Raw genomic sequence first — 17,509 nt, 5'->3', positions numbered from 1 at the left:
CTACCCCCCTTGCCGAAAAGACATTTGTCGCCGGCTCTTTCGATCCGCTTCCTGTCCGGCGCCTCGCCGGAAGAACATTCGGCCCCGAACCCGACCCGCCCCTATTTCTTGCCTGAATTGCCGACGCGCACCGGCTCGTCCCGGCGCGCGGTTTCACGCTTTTCAATCAAGGAATTCAACATGAAACCGTTTTTTGCCGTTGCCGCGCTCGCGGCAGCAACGCTTGCCGCTCCCGTCCTCGCCCAAGAACCGTCCGGCGGCCATCATGAATGGCAGACCCGCCAGGTGCCAGGGCCGAACAAGTCCAATACCACCTCGCGAGTCCGCGTCTGGGTCAAGGACAAGCCGGGACAGATGGCGCATTGCGACTGCGACATGATGAAGGTGAGTCCGGCGGACTGCATGAAGAATATGTCCGGCGACCAAAGGATGCCCCCGCAAGGGTAACGGTCTTTCTTCCCCGGCGTACAGACGCCGGGGAGGCTTTCGCCCAGTCCACAGCAGGGGGACATCATGCGCCCATATTTTACGGCAGCCTTGCTTGCGCTGCCCTCGGCTCTTCACGCCGAGCCGATGACGCTCGATTCGGCGCTCAGCCGAGCAGCATCGGAGGCACCCGAACTGCAAAGCCGCGAAGCGGGCGTCGACGCCGCCCAATCGGCGGCGATCGCCGCCGACCGGCTGCCCGACCCGAAACTCAATATCGTCCTCCAGGATTTCCCGGTGACCGGACCCGACGCGGGCCGGTTCAATCGCGACGATTTCACGATGCAGGTCATCGGCGTCAGCCAGGATTTTCCGAACCCCGCCAAACGCCGCGCGCGCGCGACCCGCGCGCAGGCCGACATTGGAATCGCCCGCGCCGACGAAGCGGTCACCGCGCAGGACATCAGGCTCGCGACCGCGCTCGCCTGGGTCGATCTCTATTATGCCAAGAAGGAGCTGAAGGAACTCGACCTGCTCGATAGCGGCCTCGAGGACCTTCAATCGACCGTGACGGCGCGGCTTGCCAGCGGTGCGGCGCGCCCGGCGCAGGCGCTCGAACCCGATCAGCTTCGCGCCGCGATCAACGATCGCCGCAGCGCGCTCGCCGCCGAGATCGCCCGCGCCCGCGCGCAGCTCGCCCGCTTCACCGGCGACCCCGCCGCCGACACGCTCGGCGACTTGCCGCCGCAGTCGATCGACGAACAAGGATTGCGCGCCGGCATCGACGCCCTGCCAAAGCTCAGAGCACTCGATGCCCGCGCCCTCGCCGCCGACGCCGAGACCGGTCTCGCACGCGCCGACAAGCGACCCGACTGGAGCGTCAACGCGGCCTATGGGCGCCGCGAGCCCAATTACGGTGATCTCGTCACGGTCGGGGTCACCGTCGACCTGCCCTTCTTCTCGAAAAAGCGGCAGGACCCCAAGATCGCCGCGCGCGCCAGCGAGGCGATGCGCGCCCGGCTCGACCGCGAGGCTGCCAAGCGCGACATCGCGGCAGCGCTCGACGCCGATCTCGCCGATCACCGCATGCATCATGAGCAGCTCGCCAATGCACGTACGCGGCTCGTGCCGCTCGCGAAGAAGCGCGCCGAGCTCGATCTTGCAAGCTACGCCGCCGGAAAGCTCGACCTCGGGACCGCGCTCCTGTCGACTCTCGCGCTTGCCGAGGCCGAAGTCGATGCGCTGGCGCGCGAAGCCGAGGTCGCGCGCGACGCGATCCGGATCAATTATATTTATGGGGAGGCAGGTCGATGACCGATGCAACATCAGCGGCGCGCTGGCGCGTCGCAATCCTGGCCACGGTGCTGATCGCGGGCGGCGGCGGTTATTGGTTGGGACAGAGCGGCAAGAGCGATGCACCAACCGAGACGGCAAGCGGCGGGCGCAAGATCCTCTACTATTATGATCCGATGTTCCCGAACCAGAAGTTCGACAAGCCCGGCAAGTCGCCCTTCATGGACATGCAGCTCGAGCCCAAATATGCCGACGAGGGTGGCGGCGCGGCGCCCGGCGTGTCGATTGACCCGTCGGCGCGTCAGAGCCTCGGCATAAGAGTGGTCGCGGCCGAAATGGGGAGCCTTGCCGCAACCTTCGACGTCAACGGCAGTATCGATTTCAACCAGCGCGATGTCGCGATCGTCCAGGCGCGCTCGGGCGGCTTCGTCGAACGCGTCTATCGCCTCGCGCCTGGCGATGTCATCGGCGCCGGTGCGCCGATCGCCGAATTGCAATTGCCTGAATGGGGCAGCGCCCAGACCGAATATCTGAGCGTCAAGAAGCTCGGCAAACCTGAACTCACGGCGGCCGCGCGGCAGCGGCTGCGGCTGATGGGCATGCCCGAAGGCGTGATCGCCGAGGTCGACCGGAGCGGACGGACCGGCGGCAGACTGACGGTGCGCGCGCCGATCGGCGGCGTGGTCCAGACGCTCAATGCCCGTGCAGGCGTGACTCTCGCCTCGGGGCAGACACTTGCCGAAATCTCGGGACTTGGAACGGTGTGGCTCAATGCCGCGCTCCCCGAAGCGCAGGCCGGACTGGTGAAGATCGGCCAACCTGCCACCGCGAACCTCACCGCCTTTCCCGGCGAGGCTTTTACCGGGCGGGTCGTCGCGATCCTGCCGACCGCAGCGGCGGACAGCCGGACGCTGACAGTGCGCATCGAGCTCGCCAACCGCGGCGGTCGCCTACGCCCCGGCATGTTCGCCGTCGTCGCGCTCGGCGGGGACGCCAAGCCAACGCTGCTGGTGCCAAGCGAAGCGGTGATCCGCACCGGCACGCGCAGCATCGTGATGCTCGAGAAGGGCGACGGACGCTACCATCCCGCCGAAGTGGTCGCCGGACGCGAAGGCGGCGGCAAGACCGAGATATTGCGAGGGCTCGCCCCCGGCGAGAAGGTCGTCGCGTCGGGCCAGTTCCTGCTCGATTCCGAGGCGAGCCTGACCGGTCTCACGGTTCGTCCGCTGGAGCCAGCGCAATGATCGCACGCATTATTCGCGCCTCGGTCGCGGCGCGCGGGCTTGTCGTCGCTTCGGCGCTGATCCTGACCTTGCTCGGGATCGCCGCGGTGCGCACGACTCCGGTCGACGCCCTGCCCGACCTGTCGGACGTCCAGGTCATCGTCCGCACCAGCTATGCGGGACAGGCACCGCGGATCGTCGAGGACCAGGTCACCTATCCGATCACGACGACTATGCTCTCGGTGCCGGGCGCGCGCGTGGTGCGCGGCTACAGCTTCGTCGGCGACAGCTTCGTCTATGTCCTGTTCGACGACGGCACCGATCCCTATTGGGCGCGCAGCCGCGTGCTCGAATATCTGAGCCAGGTGCAAAGCCGTCTCCCCGAGGGCGCGCGCGCGAGCATCGGTCCCGACGCGACCGGGGTTGGCTGGATCTATGAATATGCGCTCGTCGACAAAAGCGGCCGCCACGATCTTGCCGAACTCCGCAGTCTTCAGGACTGGTTCCTCCGCTTCGAGCTTAAATCGGTTCCCGGCGTCGCCGAGGTCGCGAGCATCGGCGGCATGGTGCGCCAGTATCAGATCATCGTCGATCCGCAGAAGCTCGCCGCGTTCGGGGTGACTGCAACCGACGTCGCCGACGCCCTCAAGCGCGCCAACCAGGAAAGCGGCGGCGGCTCCCTAGAACTCGCTGAGGCTGAATATATCGTCCGCGCGAGCGGCTATCTGGAGTCGCTCGACGACTTCCGCGCCGTCCCGATCCGCACCGCCGCGGGCGGACTCCCGGTAACGGTCGGCGATGTCGCGACGGTGCAGATCGGTCCCGACACAAGGCGGGGCATCGCCGAACTCAACGGCGAGGGCGAAGTCGCGGGCGGCGTGATCGTCATGCGCGAGGGCAAGAATGCCCGCGAAGTCATCGACGGCGTGCGCACCAAGCTCGCCGAGCTCAAGCGCAGCCTGCCGCCCGGGGTCGAGATCATCACCACTTATGACCGCTCGGGGTTGATCGACCGCGCGGTCGACAATCTTACCTCGAAGCTCGTCGAAGAGTTCATCATCGTCGGGCTCGTCTGCGCGCTCTTCCTCTGGCACGCGCGCTCGGCACTGGTCGCGATCCTGACGCTGCCGCTCGGCATCCTCATCGCCTTCATCGTGATGCGGCTGCAGGGACTCAACGCCAATATATTGTCGCTCGGCGGCATCGCCATCGCGGTCGGTGCGATGGTCGACGCTGCGGTGGTGATGATCGAAAATGCCCATAAGCATCTCGAACATTGGGAGCGCGATCATCCGGGCGAGGAACTGAAAGGCGCCGAACGCTGGCGCGTCATCACCGACGCCGCCGCCGAGGTTGGGCCCGCCCTCTTCCTCAGCCTCCTCATCATCACCTTCTCCTTCCTCCCCATCTTCACGCTCGAAGGCCAGGAGGGACGGCTCTTCTCGCCGCTCGCCTTCACCAAAACCTATGCGATGGCGGCCGCCGCGATCCTCTCGATCACGCTCATCCCGGTGCTGATGGGCTGGCTGATCCGCGGTAAGATACCCGCCGAACAGAGTAATCCGGTCAACCGCTGGCTGACCCGCATCTATCGCCCGGCACTCGACTGGGTGCTCGAACGGCCGAAAAAAGCGCTCGTGATCGCCGGCCTCGTCTTCGCCACCAGCCTGTGGCCGATGACCCAGATCGGCGGCGAGTTCATGCCGCAGATGCACGAAGGCGACCTCCTTTACATGCCCTCGGCGCTACCCGGCATCTCGGCCGCAAGGGCATCGAGCCTGCTCCAGCAGACGGACCGACTGATCAAGACCGTGCCCGAGGTCGAGAGCGTGTTCGGCAAGGCGGGGCGGGCCGACAGCGCGACCGACCCCGCGCCGCTCGAGATGTTCGAGACGACGATCCGCTTCAAGCCGAAGGACCGTTGGCGCCCCGGCATGACCGAGGAGAAATTGATCGAGGAGCTCGACGCGCGGGTCCGGGTTCCGGGGCTCGCCAATTTCTGGATTCCCCCGATCCGCAATCGCATCGACATGCTTGCGACCGGGATCAAGAGCCCGGTCGGCATCAAGGTCGCGGGCTCGGATCTTGCCGGGATCGATCGCACCGCCAAGCGCATCGAAGCGGTCGTCAAGACCGTACCCGGCGTAGCGTCGGCGCTGGCCGAGCGGCTGACTGGTGGGCGCTATATCGATGTCGACATCGATCGCGCCGCCGCAGCACGCTACGGCCTCAATGTCGCCGACGTGCAAGCGATCGTCTCGGGCGCGATCGGCGGCGAGACGATCGGCCAGACGGTCGAGGGGCTCGCCCGCTATCCGATCAGCGTCCGCTACCCGCGCGAGCTGCGCGACAGTATCGGCGAGCTCGCGAGCCTTCCGGTCCTGACGCCGTCGCGCCAGCAGATCACGCTCGGCACGGTGGCCAGAGTCAAGGTCAGCGACGGGCCGCCGATGCTGCGCAGCGAGAATGGCCGCCCGGTGACCTGGATCTACGTCGACAGCCGCGGCCGCGATTTGCAGGGCCTCGTGCAGGACATCCAGCGGGCGATCGCGCGCGATGTCGATCTGCCGCCCGGCGTCAGCGTTTCCTACACCGGGCAGTTCGAGTTCCTCGTTCGTGCGACCGAGCGGATGAAGGTCGTCGTGCCGGTCACGCTCGCGATCATCTTCCTGCTGCTCTACCTGACCTTCCGCCGCTGGGACGAGGCGCTGCTCATCATGGCGACCCTGCCCTTTGCGCTCACCGGCGGGCTCTGGCTCCTCTATCTGCTTGGCTATAACCAGTCGGTCGCGAGCGCGGTCGGGTTCATCGCGCTTGCGGGCGTTGCCGCCGAGTTCGGGGTCGTCATGCTCATCTATCTCAAGCATGCGCTCGCCGATCGCAGCGACGGCCACATATTGGCCGCGGTTCGCGAAGGCGCGCTGCTCCGCGTCCGCCCGAAGGCGATGACCGTTGCGGTTATCCTCGCGGGCCTGTTCCCGATCCTCGTCGGGACCGGCACCGGCTCCGAAGTGATGAGCCGCATCGCCGCGCCGATGATCGGCGGCATGCTCACCGCGCCGCTGCTGTCGATGCTTATCATTCCCGCCGCCTATCTGCTGATGCGAAGGCGTGCGGCTCATCCCGTCCAACCCGAAGGAGAAACGACATGAATAAACTCACTGCGATTACGCTCAGCCTTGCGCTCGGCGCTGGACTTGTCGCCTGCGGCAAGCAAGGCGAAGCACCGAAGACGGAAGAAAAGGCCGCGATGGCCGATGACACAGGGACCATGGCGGCCCCGGCCGAAACGAAGCATGGCAAGGGCACGGCGACCGTGACCGCGATCGATACGGCAAAAGGCCAGGTCACGCTCGATCATGGCGCGATCGCCGAACTCGAATGGCCGCCGATGACGATGGGTTTTGCGGCGAAACCCGAGCTGCTGAAGGACATCAAGGTCGGCGACAAGGTCGCGTTCGAGCTCAATTGGGACGGCAAGGCCGGGACGATCACCAAGCTCGACAAGGCGCCGTAACGCGCCGCCATTGCGCGCGGTGGCCCTAGTTGCCGCGCGCAATGGCTGCTTTGGGGCGCTGGCGGAAGACGGCTGTACTCGAACCTAGTCGGACAGCGCCTCCAGAAGCGGGCAGCCCCCGGCATCGCCGGCGCCGCACGCCTCGACAAGATCGCCCAAGACAGCGGCCATCCGGTCGAGGTCGGCGCGCTTGGCGAGGACGTCGGCAAGCTGGCTCTCGGCCATATGGCGCGCCTGATCGCAGCTATGGCCGCCGCCTTCGGCAAGAAGGAGCAAAGTCCGGACCGTATCGAGGGGAAACCCCAGTTCGCGCGCGCGGCGCACAAATGCAAGGCGCCGCACACCAGCTGAATCATAACGGCGAAATCGCCCGTACCGGACCGGCGCGGGCAGAATGCCGATGCGCTCATAATAGCGGATCGTCTCGATATTGCAGCCGGTAAGCCGAGAAAGCTCGCCGATGGGGATGGTGCTTGAGGGGGCCATTGCGATTCCGCTTGCATCTGTAGTCACTACAGATGGTAGACTTGCCGCTACCGCGAAACAAGGAGTTTGAATTTGGCTGGAGATGCAAGGCGTCCAAAAGGATTTGGGGCCATTTCGCTGGCGCTTGGCGGGATCGCATCGGGCTTTCTCGCAGCCACCTGCTGCGCCCTCCCCATGCTGCTGGCCTCGGCGGGGCTCGGGTCCGCCTGGCTCGTCGGCATAGCGGTCCCGGCCGCGCCCTACCGGCTCTGGTTCGTCGCATTCGGCGCAATTTCGCTCGTCGCCGGTGGCGTCCTGCTGGCGCGCCAGCAGATGCGCGCGGCGCGCTGCGGCGCCGATGGCCTGTGCGTGCCCGCGTCGCTGCGCTTTGTGACCCTGATCGGACTGCTCCTCGCCGCCGTCCTCCTCTGGCTCGGCTATCGCTATGCTTGATCCCTCGCCGGTCCTGCAATCGACGCTGACGTGTCCGCTCTGCGGTCAAATCGCCGACGAAATCATGCCCACCGATGCGTGTCAGTATTTCTACGACTGCAAGGGATGCGGCGCGCTGCTCAAGCCGCTGCCAGGAGACTGCTGTGTCTTCTGTTCCTATGGCACGGTACCCTGCCCGCCAATACAGGTTGACGGCGGCAAGGGCAGTTGCTGCGGCTGAGCCGCAAGCCGCCGACAGTCCCGATAGCGCGGCGGCTAGGCATTTCCGGCGGCGATGGCCTCGATGACCCGGCAATCCGACACCGGCCCGCCATCGCAGAGCTGGACGATACGGGCAAGTTCAGCACGGAGCCGCGCCATCCGTTCCAGCTTTTCATCGACATCGAGCAGGTGACGCGCCGCAACTGCGCGGATTTCGGCGCAGTCCTGCCCCGGCCCCAAGGCCAGCGCCGTCAACGACCGGATTTCATCGATCGAAAAGCCGAGGCCGCGGGCATTGCGGATGAATGCGAGGCGCCCGACATCCTCATCCCCGTAGGTGCGCCGGCCAGAGGCTGTGCGCGCTGCGCAAGGCAGCAATCCGATATCCTCATAGAAGCGGATCGTGTTTACCTTGGTGCCGGTGCGTTTCGCCAGGCCGCCGATCGGCAGCCGCGTGTCGCGCGCCATCTCCCTTCCTCTCAGTCTCGTTTCGATTTCAGCTTGCTTCTACAGTTACTGTAGAATGTAGAACAGGGGAATGAGCAACGACAGCAATTGCGGCTGCACGGGCGACACCGTCAGGGCCGAACGCGATCCCGCCTATCGAAGGGCCTTGTGGATCGTCGTAATTCTCAATCTCGGCTTCGGCGCGATCGAGATCGTCGGCGGGTTCATCGCCAACAGCCAGGCGCTGAAAGCCGACTCGCTCGACTTTATCGGCGACGGCACGATCACGTTGGCCGGCCTCGTCGCGATAGGCTGGACTGCGCTCGCCCGCACGCGTATCGCCTTAACCCAAGGCCTGTTCCTGCTGTCGCTTGGCATAGGGGTCATCGGCGTCGCGCTGTGGCGTGCCCTGACCGCGGTTCCGCCCGAAGCCGAGCTGATGGGCGGCATCGGCGCCGCCGCCCTCCTCGTCAACCTCACCTCGGCCGCGGTCCTCTCGCGGTTCCGCGAAGGCGACGCCAATGTCCGGGCGGTGTGGCTGTTCAGCCGCAACGACGCGATCGCCAATGTGGCGGTGATCATCGCCGCCGGCCTCGTCGCATGGACCGGGCAAGCCTGGCCCGACCTTGCAGTCGCCGCCATCATTGCCACGCTTTTCCTGCATTCGGCCTATGAGATTCTACGCAGCGCGCGGACCGAATTGCGCGAACTGTCGACTGTGCCCGGACAATAGGGCCAATGCCCCCCGCCCGCCGCTTTCTCTCTCTGCTGATCGCGCTCGCTGCAATCTGCGGCCTCGTCGTGCCGACGGCACAGGCCCGCACTGATGCCGGCGAAGTCCAGACCATCTGGCGCCTGCTGGACTATGTTGCGGTCGACTATGGTGGAGCGGTCTCGAATGGCGCGGTGACGAGCACGGTCGAATATGCCGAGATGACCGAGTTTTCCGCCACCGTTCGCAAGGGGATCGAAGCGCTTCCGGTATCCCCGGCGCGGGCTCGCCTTGTCAGTGAAGCGGGACAACTCCAGACGGCGATCGCATCGAAGGCGGACCCCGGCAAGGTGGCTGGCCAGGCGCGCGGACTCGCGGCGGACCTCCTCGCCGCCTACCCTGTGCCCCTCGCGCCGCGCAACGCTCCAGATCCCCGGCGCGGAGCCCAAGTCTATCTGGAAAATTGCGCCAGCTGTCACGGCGCGCGCGGCGATGGCAATGGACCTCAGGCCAAGGGGCTCGACCCGGCACCTATCGATTTCACCGACGCCGGACGCGCTCGCAAGCGCAGTCTGTTCGCGCTCTATCAGGTGATAGGACAGGGGCTCGAAGGCACGTCCATGCCCAGTTTTGCCCATTTGCCCTCCGACGACCGCTGGGCGGTAGCAGCCTATGCCGGTGGATTTGCCTTTCGCGACGTCGCAGCCGGCCGGCGTGTCTGGAACCAGACCCCTGCGGCGCGCGAACTGGTCCCCGACCTGCAAGCCTTCACGAGTCTCAGCCCGGAAGTGCTTGGTCGTGGGCTGGGATCGGAGCAGGCCGACGCGCTTACCGCCTATTTGCGCTCAGATCCCCAAGCATTGACAACCGCTTCGCCCGCGACGCTTGCGGTTGCCCGTGACAAATTGGCGCAAAGCCTTGCCGCGTACCGCAAGGGAAATCGGAGCGAGGCAGAGCGTCTCGCGCTGTCCGCCTATCTCGACGGTTTCGAACCGATTGAGCCGATCCTGACGACGCGCGATTCCGCCCTTATGGCGCAAATCGAATCCGCGATGTCCGATTATCGCGTGTCCATCGCGCGAGGTGTGCCGGTCGATGCGGTCGCGGGTAAAGCCGCCGCAGTCGAAACCCTTTTCGCCGATGCCGAAGCTGCACTGTCTCCCGATGCAGCCAGCGACGCATCGACCTTTGTCGGGGCGCTTACCATCTTGCTGCGCGAGGGTCTCGAAGCGCTTCTGATCATCGTGGCGATGATCGCTTTCTTACGAAAGGCCGAACGGCCTGAGGTCCTACCCTATGTCCATGGCGGCTGGATCGCAGCCCTGGCAGCCGGCGGCGCAACCTGGGCAGTCGCGACCTATGCAATCTCGATCAGCGGAGCGAACCGCGAGTTGACAGAGGGATTTGGCTCGCTTTTCGCCGCAGTCGTTCTCGTCTGGGTCGGCATCTGGATGCACGGAAAGTCACATGCGGAGAGCTGGCAGCGCTATATTCGCGAAGCGATGGGCAAAGCGCTTTCACGTCGCTCGGCCTGGTTCCTGTTCGGGCTCGCTTTCCTCGTGGTCTATCGGGAAGTCTTTGAGACCATCCTGTTTTTCGCAGCTCTCGCCGCGCAAGGAAGCCGCAGCGCGATCGCCGCCGGAGCCGGAACCGCAGTGGTGATCCTGGCAGCAATCGCATGGGTCATGCTTCGTTACAGCCGGGTCCTGCCGATCGGAAGATTTTTCGCTTACAGCTCTTCGCTCATCGCTATCCTCGCGGTTGTCCTGGCCGGCAAGGGCGCGGGCGCGCTACAGGAAGCCGGCCTCCTCGGCATCACCCCGCTAGCTCATTTTCCCCGCTTCCCGGCGATGGGGATATTTCCTTCGCTCGAACCGTTGTTGCTCCAGCTTCTCGCGCTTGCAATCCTCTGGATCGGCTATCGTTACAACAGTCGGCAACATCGCCGCATCGAGACAGCGCCCGGTCGATGAGGGGAATCATCACGGGGTCGGCGCACTCCTCCTTGGCCGTAAGACGGCTTCCGAAAAGAGCCTCCGAGCCAGAGTGCTTACCCGGCGCCCGTTACGCACACGAGTTAGGCCTGCTATTGCGACCCGATGCCCGAAACGTCCAACTGGAACGGCCGACTTAGCCTCGGCGACTATCATGCTCTCTGGTCGGGTTCGGTTGGCGATGCCGCCGCGCACCGCCATTTTGCGGCGCAGGCAGTGTTTTGTGCCGAGCCGCTTACCGTGGTCGATGCTGATGGCGCGCGCCTGTCGGGGCGTTGCTTGCTCATCGAACCCGATACCGTGCACCGGCTGCTCCCCGCGCCCACGGCTGAATTATGGTTCGTCGAGCCGACAGTGGTCTTCGGTCCGCCGGTAGATCTGAAAGACCGGCTGATCTGCTCCGATCCGATTCATGTCGCGCTGCCGGGACAGCGGTCCTTCTGGAAAAACTGGCTCACGCGAGGCGCCCGACCCCCGCTCGATCCGCGCATCACCCGCGCCGCCGCCTCGATTGACCGCCTGATCCCCATGGGCTCTGTCCGTCTCGCGGCTGTGGCGGAGGAGAGCCGCCTTTCGCTCGGCCGCTTCCGGCATCTCTTTGCCGCCGAGATCGGCATGCCCTTCCAGCGCTTTGTGCTCTGGCGAAGGTTGATTATCGCCTTCGACGAATTGGGAATGCGCCGCAGCGCGACCGAGGCCGCACACATGGCAGGGTTCAGCGACAGCGCGCATTTCGCCCGCACGATCAAGGCGATGTTCGGTATCCGGGCAAGCGACCTTTTCATCGAATCATAGCCTCTCCGTTCAAGCCGGTGCGTGATCGCGCCTGGTAGAGGCGCATCATGTCAGACGCACACAGAGACTTCGTCCCGGCACTCGGCAAGAGCGGATCGCTCGACCGCTACGATGCCGCCATAGCCCTCATGACCAGAGAGAAAAGATGGCGAAGCGACTTGCTGCGCTTCGCCGAACCGCGGCCGGGCGAGCGGATCGTCGATATCGGGTGCGGCACGGGAACCTTTGCGATCGCCCTCAAGCAGGCGGCGCCGGAGAGCATCGTTCTGGCGGTCGATCCCGACCCCGCCGTGCTGGAAATCGCGCGCGCCAAGGCTGAGGTTGCCGATGCCGAGATTCGATGGTTCGAGGCTATGGGCGACGAGCTGGACGGCATCGACGCACTCCGGCAATGCGACAAGATCGTATCGAGCCTGGTCCTTCACCAGTGCCCGATGGCCGTTAAGGAAGCGATTGCCGCGCAGATGTTCAGGCTCCTGAGGCCGGGCGGGACCCTTTTCATAGCCGACTATGGCGAGCAGCGCTCGCTGCTGATGCGCATGCTTTTTCGACAGATCCAGCTGCTCGACGGGTTCGAATATACCGAACCCAACGCTAAGGGCTGCGTCCCGGTGATCCTTAAAGCCGCGGGTTTCGAGGCGGTCGAAGAGATGAGAGTCATCCCGACGCCGACCGGCTCGATTTCAATCTATGGGGCGAAGCGGTAGTTTCTCGCCCGGCCCGCGCGGTCGCGGCTAGCCGCGCCAGTGACGCCCGCGGTGATGGTGGTGCATCCGGCGCTTCTGATAGCGCCGCTCGTAGCGGTCCCGCCGTTCATAGCGGCGATCATGGCCGCGGTAGTAGGGATCGTAGCCACGATAGCCACGATCATAGCCATAATTGGGCACGCCGTGGCGTGAGGAACGATAGTCGCGGTCATGACCACGTGGCGCGTCATGTCCGCGGCTATATCCCCCGCGATCGCCATGGTGCTGGGCAAGCGCTGTTCCGGGGAGCGCGAAGGCGAGCATCGCGGCCGCGATCGTCATCAGTTTTCGCATGTCAGTCTCTCCTTTTCGTGGCGTTCAAAATCCCCCTTCATGTTTGAATGCGCTGTGAATATTGGCTCCGATGCTGCCGATCGGACGGTGACCCGGCGTCTCCATGCGACAGGCCGATGGCGGGAGAGACAGTATCGCGCCGCATGGTGGGCACCCGTCCCGCGTGGACGAAGCGGGACGGGTGCGGGCCCTCATTTGCCCTTTGCCGCTACCGCGGCCTGGACTCGGGCCTCGACCTGTTCGGGGCTCGGCTGGACGAGCATCTCGCCATTGACGAAGAAGGTCGGCGTGCCCCGGACGCCGACCGCACGCGCGTCGGCGATGTCCTGCTCCATCCAGGCCATCGCATCGGTTGTCGGCATCGCGCGCGCCTTCGCGACATTGAGGCCGGCCTTCTCGGCGGCCGCCCAGGCACCGTCCATCTTGCCGTCGTGCCATTCGGGCTGCGCTTCGAGCAGGGCGGCCGTCACCGGCTCGAGCTTGCCCTGGACGCGGGCGGCTTCGAGGATCACGATCGCCTCGGCCGAGCCGGGGTGCAGCGGCAGGTAGCGCATAACGAGACGCACATCCTTGGGATATTTGGCAACGATGCCCTTCACCGTGGGATAGAAGGCGCGGCAGGCCTCGCACGACGGGTCGAAAAATTCGACGATGGTGACCGGGGCATTTTTCGGTCCGATGATCGGCGAATGCGGACGAATGAGGCTGTCGACCGGCCCCGCCACGACCTTCTTCGTGGGTTCGCCCTCGGCGGTTCCGCTGTAGAGCATCGCGCCGCCGGTGAAGGCGAGTGCCGAGAGGACAAGCGTGGCAACGACACCGATACGTCTGTTCATGATTTCAGTCTCCTTTGGAAGTTGAGCAAGAGGATAAGGATGAGCGCAAACGCGGCCAGCGACAGGAGGGGCAGCGGCACGCCTCCGATTGCCATGCTCTCTCCCGAGCATGACGGGCCGCCGGTACAGGGGACGATCTGGGCCGGAATGACGCCGACGTAGAGCAGGCTGTGATAGAAAGCGACGAGACCGCCGCCGAAAGCCAGCGCCAGCCCATAAGGAACGACGGCGCGGTCCGACATGAACGCCGCGATGCCGAGAATGATCGCGAGCGGAAACATGAAAGCGCGCTGGAACCAGCAGAGATCGCACGGCGCCTGGCCCATGACCTCACCGACGAAGAGGACAGCTAGGCTCGACAGGAGGGCAATTGCCCAGGCCGCGCCGAGCGGACGCCATTTGTGCGGCGCGAGCATCGGAAAGCTCGTCATCGCCGACCACCTTTGAACTTCGACTTGGGCCGCCGCGGCGGCGATTGCGGCTTGCTGTACTTGGACTTGAGGTAGCTGAGCAGGATGCCGTCGATCGATGCGAGCATCCTTTGAAAGCTCGTCTGGATGCCGGGAAGCCGGAGCCAGGCAAAAGGTCCGCGGCAGCGATAGCGATGGAGGAATTTGGTCCCTTCCGGCGTCCGGGTCAGGATATAGCTCTCCTCGAACTGGAGGATGAAGCTCGGCTTTACGTCGAGAATCAGTTCCTCGCCGGAGCGCGCGGAAAGGACCGTCGCGGAGACTTCGAGAAACTTGGGCTTGTTGGGATCCATTCGCATCGAATAGCGGATCGCGATCGGGTCCTCGGCAAGCCGCTCGATCCGGACATAGGGATTCCAGATCCGGTGGTTCTCGAAATCGCCGAGGACCGCCCATATCTGTTCCGGACTATAGGGGAGGTCATGCTCCCGCTCGAACTCCATCAACTTCACTCCTCTATCGATCGGCCGCCGGGCTTTGCCCCGCGCCGATGTCGGTGACGCCCGCAGGCGATGGGTCGGCGTGCGCGCCGCCGGTCGTGAACCAGCGGCGCAGGCGCGGGGCCATCCGGCGCTCGAAGCCCGCCGCAAGGCTGAAGGACGCCGGTACGATCAGCAGCGTCAGCATCGTCGAAAGGATGAGACCGCCGATCACCGTGACCGCCATCGGCGCGCGCCATGCACCGTCGCCGGTGAGCGACAGCGCGGTCGGGATCATGCCCGCGACCATCGCGACCGTGGTCATCAGGATCGGCTGCGCGCGCTTGTGCCCCGCGTCGACGATCGCCTCGTCGCGCGGCACGCCGGACGCCATTTCCTCGATCGCAAAATCGACGAGCAGAATGCTGTTCTTGCCGACGATACCGAGCAGCATCAGCACCCCGATGAAGACGGGGAGCGACAGCGGATAGCCGGTCAAGAGCAACGCGATCGCACCGCCGAGCGGGGCGAGCAGCAGCGAACCCATGTTGACGAAGGGCGGGATGATCTTGCGATAGAGCAGGATCAGAACGGCGAGCACGAGGAAGATGCCCGACACCACCGCGATTGCGAAGTTACGCAGCATCTCGGCCTGCCATTTGGCGCTGCCGAGCACGAGCCGCGTGACGCCGGCGGGAAGCTGCTTGAGCGCGGGCAGCGCCTCGACTTTTTCCATCGCCTGACCCGTCACCAGACCCGGGGCGAGGTCGGCCCCGATGGTGAGCTGGCGCACCTGATTGGTGCGATTGATCTGGGTCGGGCCGGCGCCAAAGCCGATCTCAGCGACGACCGAGAGCGGCACCGTTCCGCCGTTGCGGGTCGGGACCGGCATATTGCGGAGCGTATCGAGCCGCTCGCGCGCGGTTTCCGCGAGCGCGACGCGAACCGGGATTTGCCGATCGGATAGCGAGAATTTCGCGCTGTTCTGGTCAATCTCACCAAGCGTCGCGACGCGGATCGACTGGCTGAGGGCCTGTGTCGTCACCCCGAGCTGCGCGGCGAGCGCAAAGCGCGGGCGAATGACGATCTCGGGGCGCTGAAGATTGCCCTCGACGCGCGGCGAGCGGATTTCCTTCACCTTGGCCATTTCGGCAAGCAGCCGGTTGCCGACATCTTCAAGCTTCTTCGGGTCGTCGCTGCCGAGTGTGATCGAGATGTCGCGGCTGCTGCCGCCACCGCCGCCATGCTGCGACTGGAAGTTGATGCGCGCATCGGGAACCGCAGCCAGCCGCGGCGCGCGGTCCTTTTCGAACTCGGTCGAGGTGAGTTCGCGGTCCTTGCGCAATTTCAGATAGACCGTCGCCGTGCCGACATCGATCCGCGACAAGGCGGATTCGACGAGCGGGTCGCGCTTCATGAGATCGGTCACCTCGTCGGCCACTGCCTCGGTTTGTTCGAGCGTTGCACCCGGAGCGAGCTGGATTGCGACGCGGCTCGTGTCGGAATCGATCGACGGCTGGAAGGTCATCGGGAGCAGCGAGAAGCTGAAGATGGTCGCGAAGAGCGCGAGTACCCCGATACCGACGACCCAGAGCCGGTGATCCTTGATGTAGGCGAGCCATTTCCAGCGATCGCCTCGGGCGCGGGCCGCATCGGCGGCCCTGGCATCGAGGCTCCAGCGCAGCACGCGCATATAGGTGTCGATCAGCGGGCCTTCGCCATGCTTCTGCGGACCCTGCGCGGAGAGAAAATAAGCGGCGAGCATCGGCGTGATCATGCGCGCGACCGCGAGGCTCATCAGCACCGCCGCGACGACGGTCAGCCCGAAATTCTTGAAATATTGTCCGGCGACCCCCGGCATCAGCCCGACGGGCAGGAAGACCGCGACGATCGTCATGGTGGTCGCGAGCACGGCCAGGCCAATCTCGTCGGCGGCGTCGATCGAGGCCTGGTAAGCGGATTTGCCCATCCGCATGTGGCGGACGATATTCTCGATCTCGACGATCGCGTCGTCGACGAGGACGCCGGCGACAAGGCTGAGCGCGAGCAGGGTCATCATGTTGAGCGAGAAGCCCATCAGGTCCATGAAGAGGAAGGTCGGGACCGCCGAGAGCGGGATTGCGAGCGCCGAGATAAGGGTCGCGCGCCAGTCGCGCAGGAACAGGAAGACGACGATGACCGCGAGGATCGCGCCCTCGACCATCGCGTTGATCGCCGAATGATATTGGCCCTTGGTATATTCGATATCGCTGAACAGCTCGGTGAACTTGATCTTGGGGTTTTCCTTCTCGAGCTTGCGCAACTCCTCGACCGCCGCGTCATAGACGGTGACGTCGGAGGCGCCCTTCGCGCGCTCGAACCCGAAGGTCAGCACCTGCCGTCCGTCCTGCTTCGAGACCGAGCGCTGCTCGGCGTAGAGGTCCTTGACCTCGGCGATGTCCGCGAGGCGCACGGTGCGGTTGGTGCCGACCGAGATCAGGGTTTCGCCGAGCGCGTTCGCGCTACTGGCATTGCCGAGGATGCGCACCGCCTGTTCCGATCCAGCGACCTCCATCCGGCCGCCCGCGGCGTTGACGTTGAGCTGGACGAGCTGGGTGTTCACCGCGGCGGCAGTCAGGCCGTAAGCGCGCATGCGTTCGGGGTTGAGGATGACGCGGATTTCGCGGCTGACGCCGCCCCGTCGATAGGCGTCGCCCATGCCGGGGACGGCAATCAGCCGCTTGGCGACGACATTATCGACATACCAGCTCAATTCCTCGAGCGTCATGTCGGTGGCCGAAGCCGACCAATAAGCCAGCGTATTGCCCGAGGTCGACAGGCGGATGACCTGCGGTTCGAGGATGCCGTTCGGCAGGTTGCTCCTTATCTGGGTGATCTTGTCGCGGATATCGGTGACCGCCCGGTCGATCGGCGTCCCGATCGCGAACTGGACGAAGGTCTGCGACTGGCCCTCGGTGACGGTCGAGTTGAGCTCGTCGATCCCCTCGATCGTGCGCACCGCCGCTTCGACGCGCTGGGTGACCTGCGTTTCGAGTTCGGTGGGTGCGGCGCCCGGCTGCGCGATGATGACGATCGCGCCCGGAAAATCGATGTCGGGATCGCTTTGGACCCCCATCATGAGGAAGGAGACGATCCCCGCGACCGTCAGGCCGAAGAACATGACGAGCGGCGGGATCGGGTTCCGGATGGACCAGGCCGAGATATTCTTGAAGTTCATC

General features: G+C 65.1%; 18 protein-coding genes. 11 read left to right on the top strand and 7 right to left on the bottom strand.

The features are described 5' to 3' along the window. Positions 1 to 24 precede the first annotated feature (24 nt). From NP825_RS18580 to NP825_RS18560, 5 genes are all read left to right on the top strand, one after another. Positions 25 to 447 carry a hypothetical protein gene (locus tag NP825_RS18580; RefSeq protein WP_231292908.1) on the top strand — a complete coding sequence of 141 codons (423 nt, stop codon included), beginning with the start codon at positions 25 to 27 and terminating at the stop codon, positions 445 to 447. A 66-nt stretch (positions 448 to 513) separates the two neighbouring features. Then, positions 514 to 1,740 (top strand): TolC family protein, encoded by a 1,227-nt coding sequence (locus NP825_RS18575; protein WP_003046442.1) that lies wholly within the window; start codon positions 514 to 516, stop codon positions 1,738 to 1,740. After that, positions 1,737 to 2,963, top strand: coding sequence for an efflux RND transporter periplasmic adaptor subunit (locus tag NP825_RS18570; protein WP_003046445.1), 1,227 nt, complete (start codon positions 1,737 to 1,739; stop codon positions 2,961 to 2,963). The genes NP825_RS18575 and NP825_RS18570 overlap by 4 nt, the downstream gene beginning before the upstream one ends. Beyond that, positions 2,960 to 6,094 (top strand): efflux RND transporter permease subunit, encoded by a 3,135-nt coding sequence (locus NP825_RS18565; protein ID WP_037553279.1) that lies wholly within the window; start codon positions 2,960 to 2,962, stop codon positions 6,092 to 6,094. Before NP825_RS18570 ends, NP825_RS18565 begins: the two co-directional genes overlap by 4 nt. Then, on the top strand, positions 6,091 to 6,459 hold the full coding sequence (locus NP825_RS18560) for a copper-binding protein (RefSeq protein WP_003046451.1): 369 nt from the start codon (positions 6,091 to 6,093) through the stop codon (positions 6,457 to 6,459). The genes NP825_RS18565 and NP825_RS18560 overlap by 4 nt, the downstream gene beginning before the upstream one ends. 84 nt (positions 6,460 to 6,543) lie before the next feature. On the opposite strand, the gene NP825_RS18555 is transcribed toward NP825_RS18560, so the two are convergent. Next, positions 6,544 to 6,945: a helix-turn-helix domain-containing protein gene (locus tag NP825_RS18555; protein ID WP_003046453.1), complete on the bottom strand. Its 402-nt coding sequence runs from the start codon at positions 6,943 to 6,945 to the stop codon at positions 6,544 to 6,546. Between the two features lie 72 nt (positions 6,946 to 7,017). On the opposite strand from NP825_RS18555, the gene NP825_RS18550 reads away from it, so the two are divergent. Beyond that, on the top strand, positions 7,018 to 7,377 hold the full coding sequence (locus NP825_RS18550) for a mercuric ion transport protein, MerT (RefSeq protein ID WP_051066412.1): 360 nt from the start codon (positions 7,018 to 7,020) through the stop codon (positions 7,375 to 7,377). After that, positions 7,370 to 7,597: a GDCCVxC domain-containing (seleno)protein gene (locus NP825_RS23600; RefSeq protein ID WP_081611194.1), complete on the top strand. Its 228-nt coding sequence runs from the start codon at positions 7,370 to 7,372 to the stop codon at positions 7,595 to 7,597. Before NP825_RS18550 ends, NP825_RS23600 begins: the two co-directional genes overlap by 8 nt. 35 nt (positions 7,598 to 7,632) lie before the next feature. On the opposite strand, the gene NP825_RS18545 is transcribed toward NP825_RS23600, so the two are convergent. Continuing rightward, the gene (locus NP825_RS18545; protein WP_003046458.1) at positions 7,633 to 8,046 is read right to left on the bottom strand and encodes a helix-turn-helix domain-containing protein; all 414 of its coding nucleotides are present in this window, start codon (positions 8,044 to 8,046) and stop codon (positions 7,633 to 7,635) included. A 70-nt stretch (positions 8,047 to 8,116) separates the two neighbouring features. Between NP825_RS18545 and NP825_RS18540 the strand changes: the two genes are divergently transcribed. The 4 genes from NP825_RS18540 (at position 8,117) to NP825_RS18525 (ending at position 12,233) form a co-directional block, all read left to right on the top strand. Further along, positions 8,117 to 8,758: a cation transporter gene (locus NP825_RS18540; RefSeq protein ID WP_003046460.1), complete on the top strand. Its 642-nt coding sequence runs from the start codon at positions 8,117 to 8,119 to the stop codon at positions 8,756 to 8,758. 5 nt (positions 8,759 to 8,763) lie between these two features. Further along, a complete protein-coding gene (locus tag NP825_RS18535) occupies positions 8,764 to 10,710 on the top strand; it encodes a cytochrome c/FTR1 family iron permease (RefSeq protein ID WP_003046463.1) in 1,947 nt (648 codons plus the stop codon). A 300-nt stretch (positions 10,711 to 11,010) separates the two neighbouring features. Continuing rightward, a complete protein-coding gene (locus NP825_RS18530; protein WP_161786522.1) occupies positions 11,011 to 11,526 on the top strand; it encodes an AraC family transcriptional regulator in 516 nt (171 codons plus the stop codon). Positions 11,527 to 11,573: 47 nt separating this feature from the next. Further along, positions 11,574 to 12,233: a class I SAM-dependent methyltransferase gene (locus tag NP825_RS18525; RefSeq protein WP_037553277.1), complete on the top strand. Its 660-nt coding sequence runs from the start codon at positions 11,574 to 11,576 to the stop codon at positions 12,231 to 12,233. A 27-nt stretch (positions 12,234 to 12,260) separates the two neighbouring features. Here NP825_RS18525 and NP825_RS18520 read toward each other — a convergent pair whose 3' ends face one another. The 5 genes from NP825_RS18520 to NP825_RS18500 all read right to left on the bottom strand — a co-directional run bounded on the left by NP825_RS18520 (position 12,261) and on the right by NP825_RS18500 (position 17,508). Continuing rightward, positions 12,261 to 12,566 (bottom strand): hypothetical protein, encoded by a 306-nt coding sequence (locus NP825_RS18520; protein ID WP_003046472.1) that lies wholly within the window; start codon positions 12,564 to 12,566, stop codon positions 12,261 to 12,263. Between the two features lie 191 nt (positions 12,567 to 12,757). After that, the gene (locus NP825_RS18515) at positions 12,758 to 13,402 is read right to left on the bottom strand and encodes a DsbA family protein (protein WP_257546387.1); all 645 of its coding nucleotides are present in this window, start codon (positions 13,400 to 13,402) and stop codon (positions 12,758 to 12,760) included. Next, positions 13,399 to 13,833, bottom strand: coding sequence for a disulfide bond formation protein B (locus NP825_RS18510; protein WP_171013492.1), 435 nt, complete (start codon positions 13,831 to 13,833; stop codon positions 13,399 to 13,401). Before NP825_RS18510 ends, NP825_RS18515 begins: the two co-directional genes overlap by 4 nt. Further along, positions 13,830 to 14,315 (bottom strand): SRPBCC family protein, encoded by a 486-nt coding sequence (locus tag NP825_RS18505; RefSeq protein ID WP_053555675.1) that lies wholly within the window; start codon positions 14,313 to 14,315, stop codon positions 13,830 to 13,832. Before NP825_RS18505 ends, NP825_RS18510 begins: the two co-directional genes overlap by 4 nt. Before the next feature lie 13 nt (positions 14,316 to 14,328). Then, on the bottom strand, positions 14,329 to 17,508 hold the full coding sequence (locus NP825_RS18500) for an efflux RND transporter permease subunit (RefSeq protein WP_053555676.1): 3,180 nt from the start codon (positions 17,506 to 17,508) through the stop codon (positions 14,329 to 14,331). Position 17,509 lies beyond the last annotated feature (1 nt).

The organism is Sphingopyxis sp. DBS4 (assembly GCF_024628865.1).
GTDB lineage: Bacteria > Pseudomonadota > Alphaproteobacteria > Sphingomonadales > Sphingomonadaceae > Sphingopyxis.
The sequence above is the reverse complement of the archived record's forward strand: the minus strand, read 5'-3'. Positions and strand labels throughout refer to the sequence as shown.

What these genes read in the sequence shown, in the direction of transcription:
- NP825_RS18575 (WP_003046442.1), top strand. Translation starts at nt 514, where the DNA reads ATGCGCCCATATTTTACGGCAGCCTTGCTTGCGCTGCCCTCGGCTCTT.
- NP825_RS18570 (WP_003046445.1), top strand. Translation starts at nt 1,737, where the DNA reads ATGACCGATGCAACATCAGCGGCGCGCTGGCGCGTCGCAATCCTGGCC.
- NP825_RS18565 (WP_037553279.1), top strand. Translation starts at nt 2,960, where the DNA reads ATGATCGCACGCATTATTCGCGCCTCGGTCGCGGCGCGCGGGCTTGTC.
- NP825_RS18560 (WP_003046451.1), top strand. Translation starts at nt 6,091, where the DNA reads ATGAATAAACTCACTGCGATTACGCTCAGCCTTGCGCTCGGCGCTGGA.
- NP825_RS18555 (WP_003046453.1), bottom strand. Translation starts at nt 6,945, where the DNA reads ATGGCCCCCTCAAGCACCATCCCCATCGGCGAGCTTTCTCGGCTTACC.
- NP825_RS23600 (WP_081611194.1), top strand. Translation starts at nt 7,370, where the DNA reads ATGCTTGATCCCTCGCCGGTCCTGCAATCGACGCTGACGTGTCCGCTC.
- NP825_RS18545 (WP_003046458.1), bottom strand. Translation starts at nt 8,046, where the DNA reads ATGGCGCGCGACACGCGGCTGCCGATCGGCGGCCTGGCGAAACGCACC.
- NP825_RS18540 (WP_003046460.1), top strand. Translation starts at nt 8,117, where the DNA reads ATGAGCAACGACAGCAATTGCGGCTGCACGGGCGACACCGTCAGGGCC.
- NP825_RS18535 (WP_003046463.1), top strand. Translation starts at nt 8,764, where the DNA reads ATGCCCCCCGCCCGCCGCTTTCTCTCTCTGCTGATCGCGCTCGCTGCA.
- NP825_RS18525 (WP_037553277.1), top strand. Translation starts at nt 11,574, where the DNA reads ATGTCAGACGCACACAGAGACTTCGTCCCGGCACTCGGCAAGAGCGGA.
- NP825_RS18520 (WP_003046472.1), bottom strand. Translation starts at nt 12,566, where the DNA reads ATGCGAAAACTGATGACGATCGCGGCCGCGATGCTCGCCTTCGCGCTC.
- NP825_RS18515 (WP_257546387.1), bottom strand. Translation starts at nt 13,402, where the DNA reads ATGAACAGACGTATCGGTGTCGTTGCCACGCTTGTCCTCTCGGCACTC.
- NP825_RS18510 (WP_171013492.1), bottom strand. Translation starts at nt 13,833, where the DNA reads ATGACGAGCTTTCCGATGCTCGCGCCGCACAAATGGCGTCCGCTCGGC.
- NP825_RS18505 (WP_053555675.1), bottom strand. Translation starts at nt 14,315, where the DNA reads ATGGAGTTCGAGCGGGAGCATGACCTCCCCTATAGTCCGGAACAGATA.
- NP825_RS18500 (WP_053555676.1), bottom strand. Translation starts at nt 17,508, where the DNA reads ATGAACTTCAAGAATATCTCGGCCTGGTCCATCCGGAACCCGATCCCG.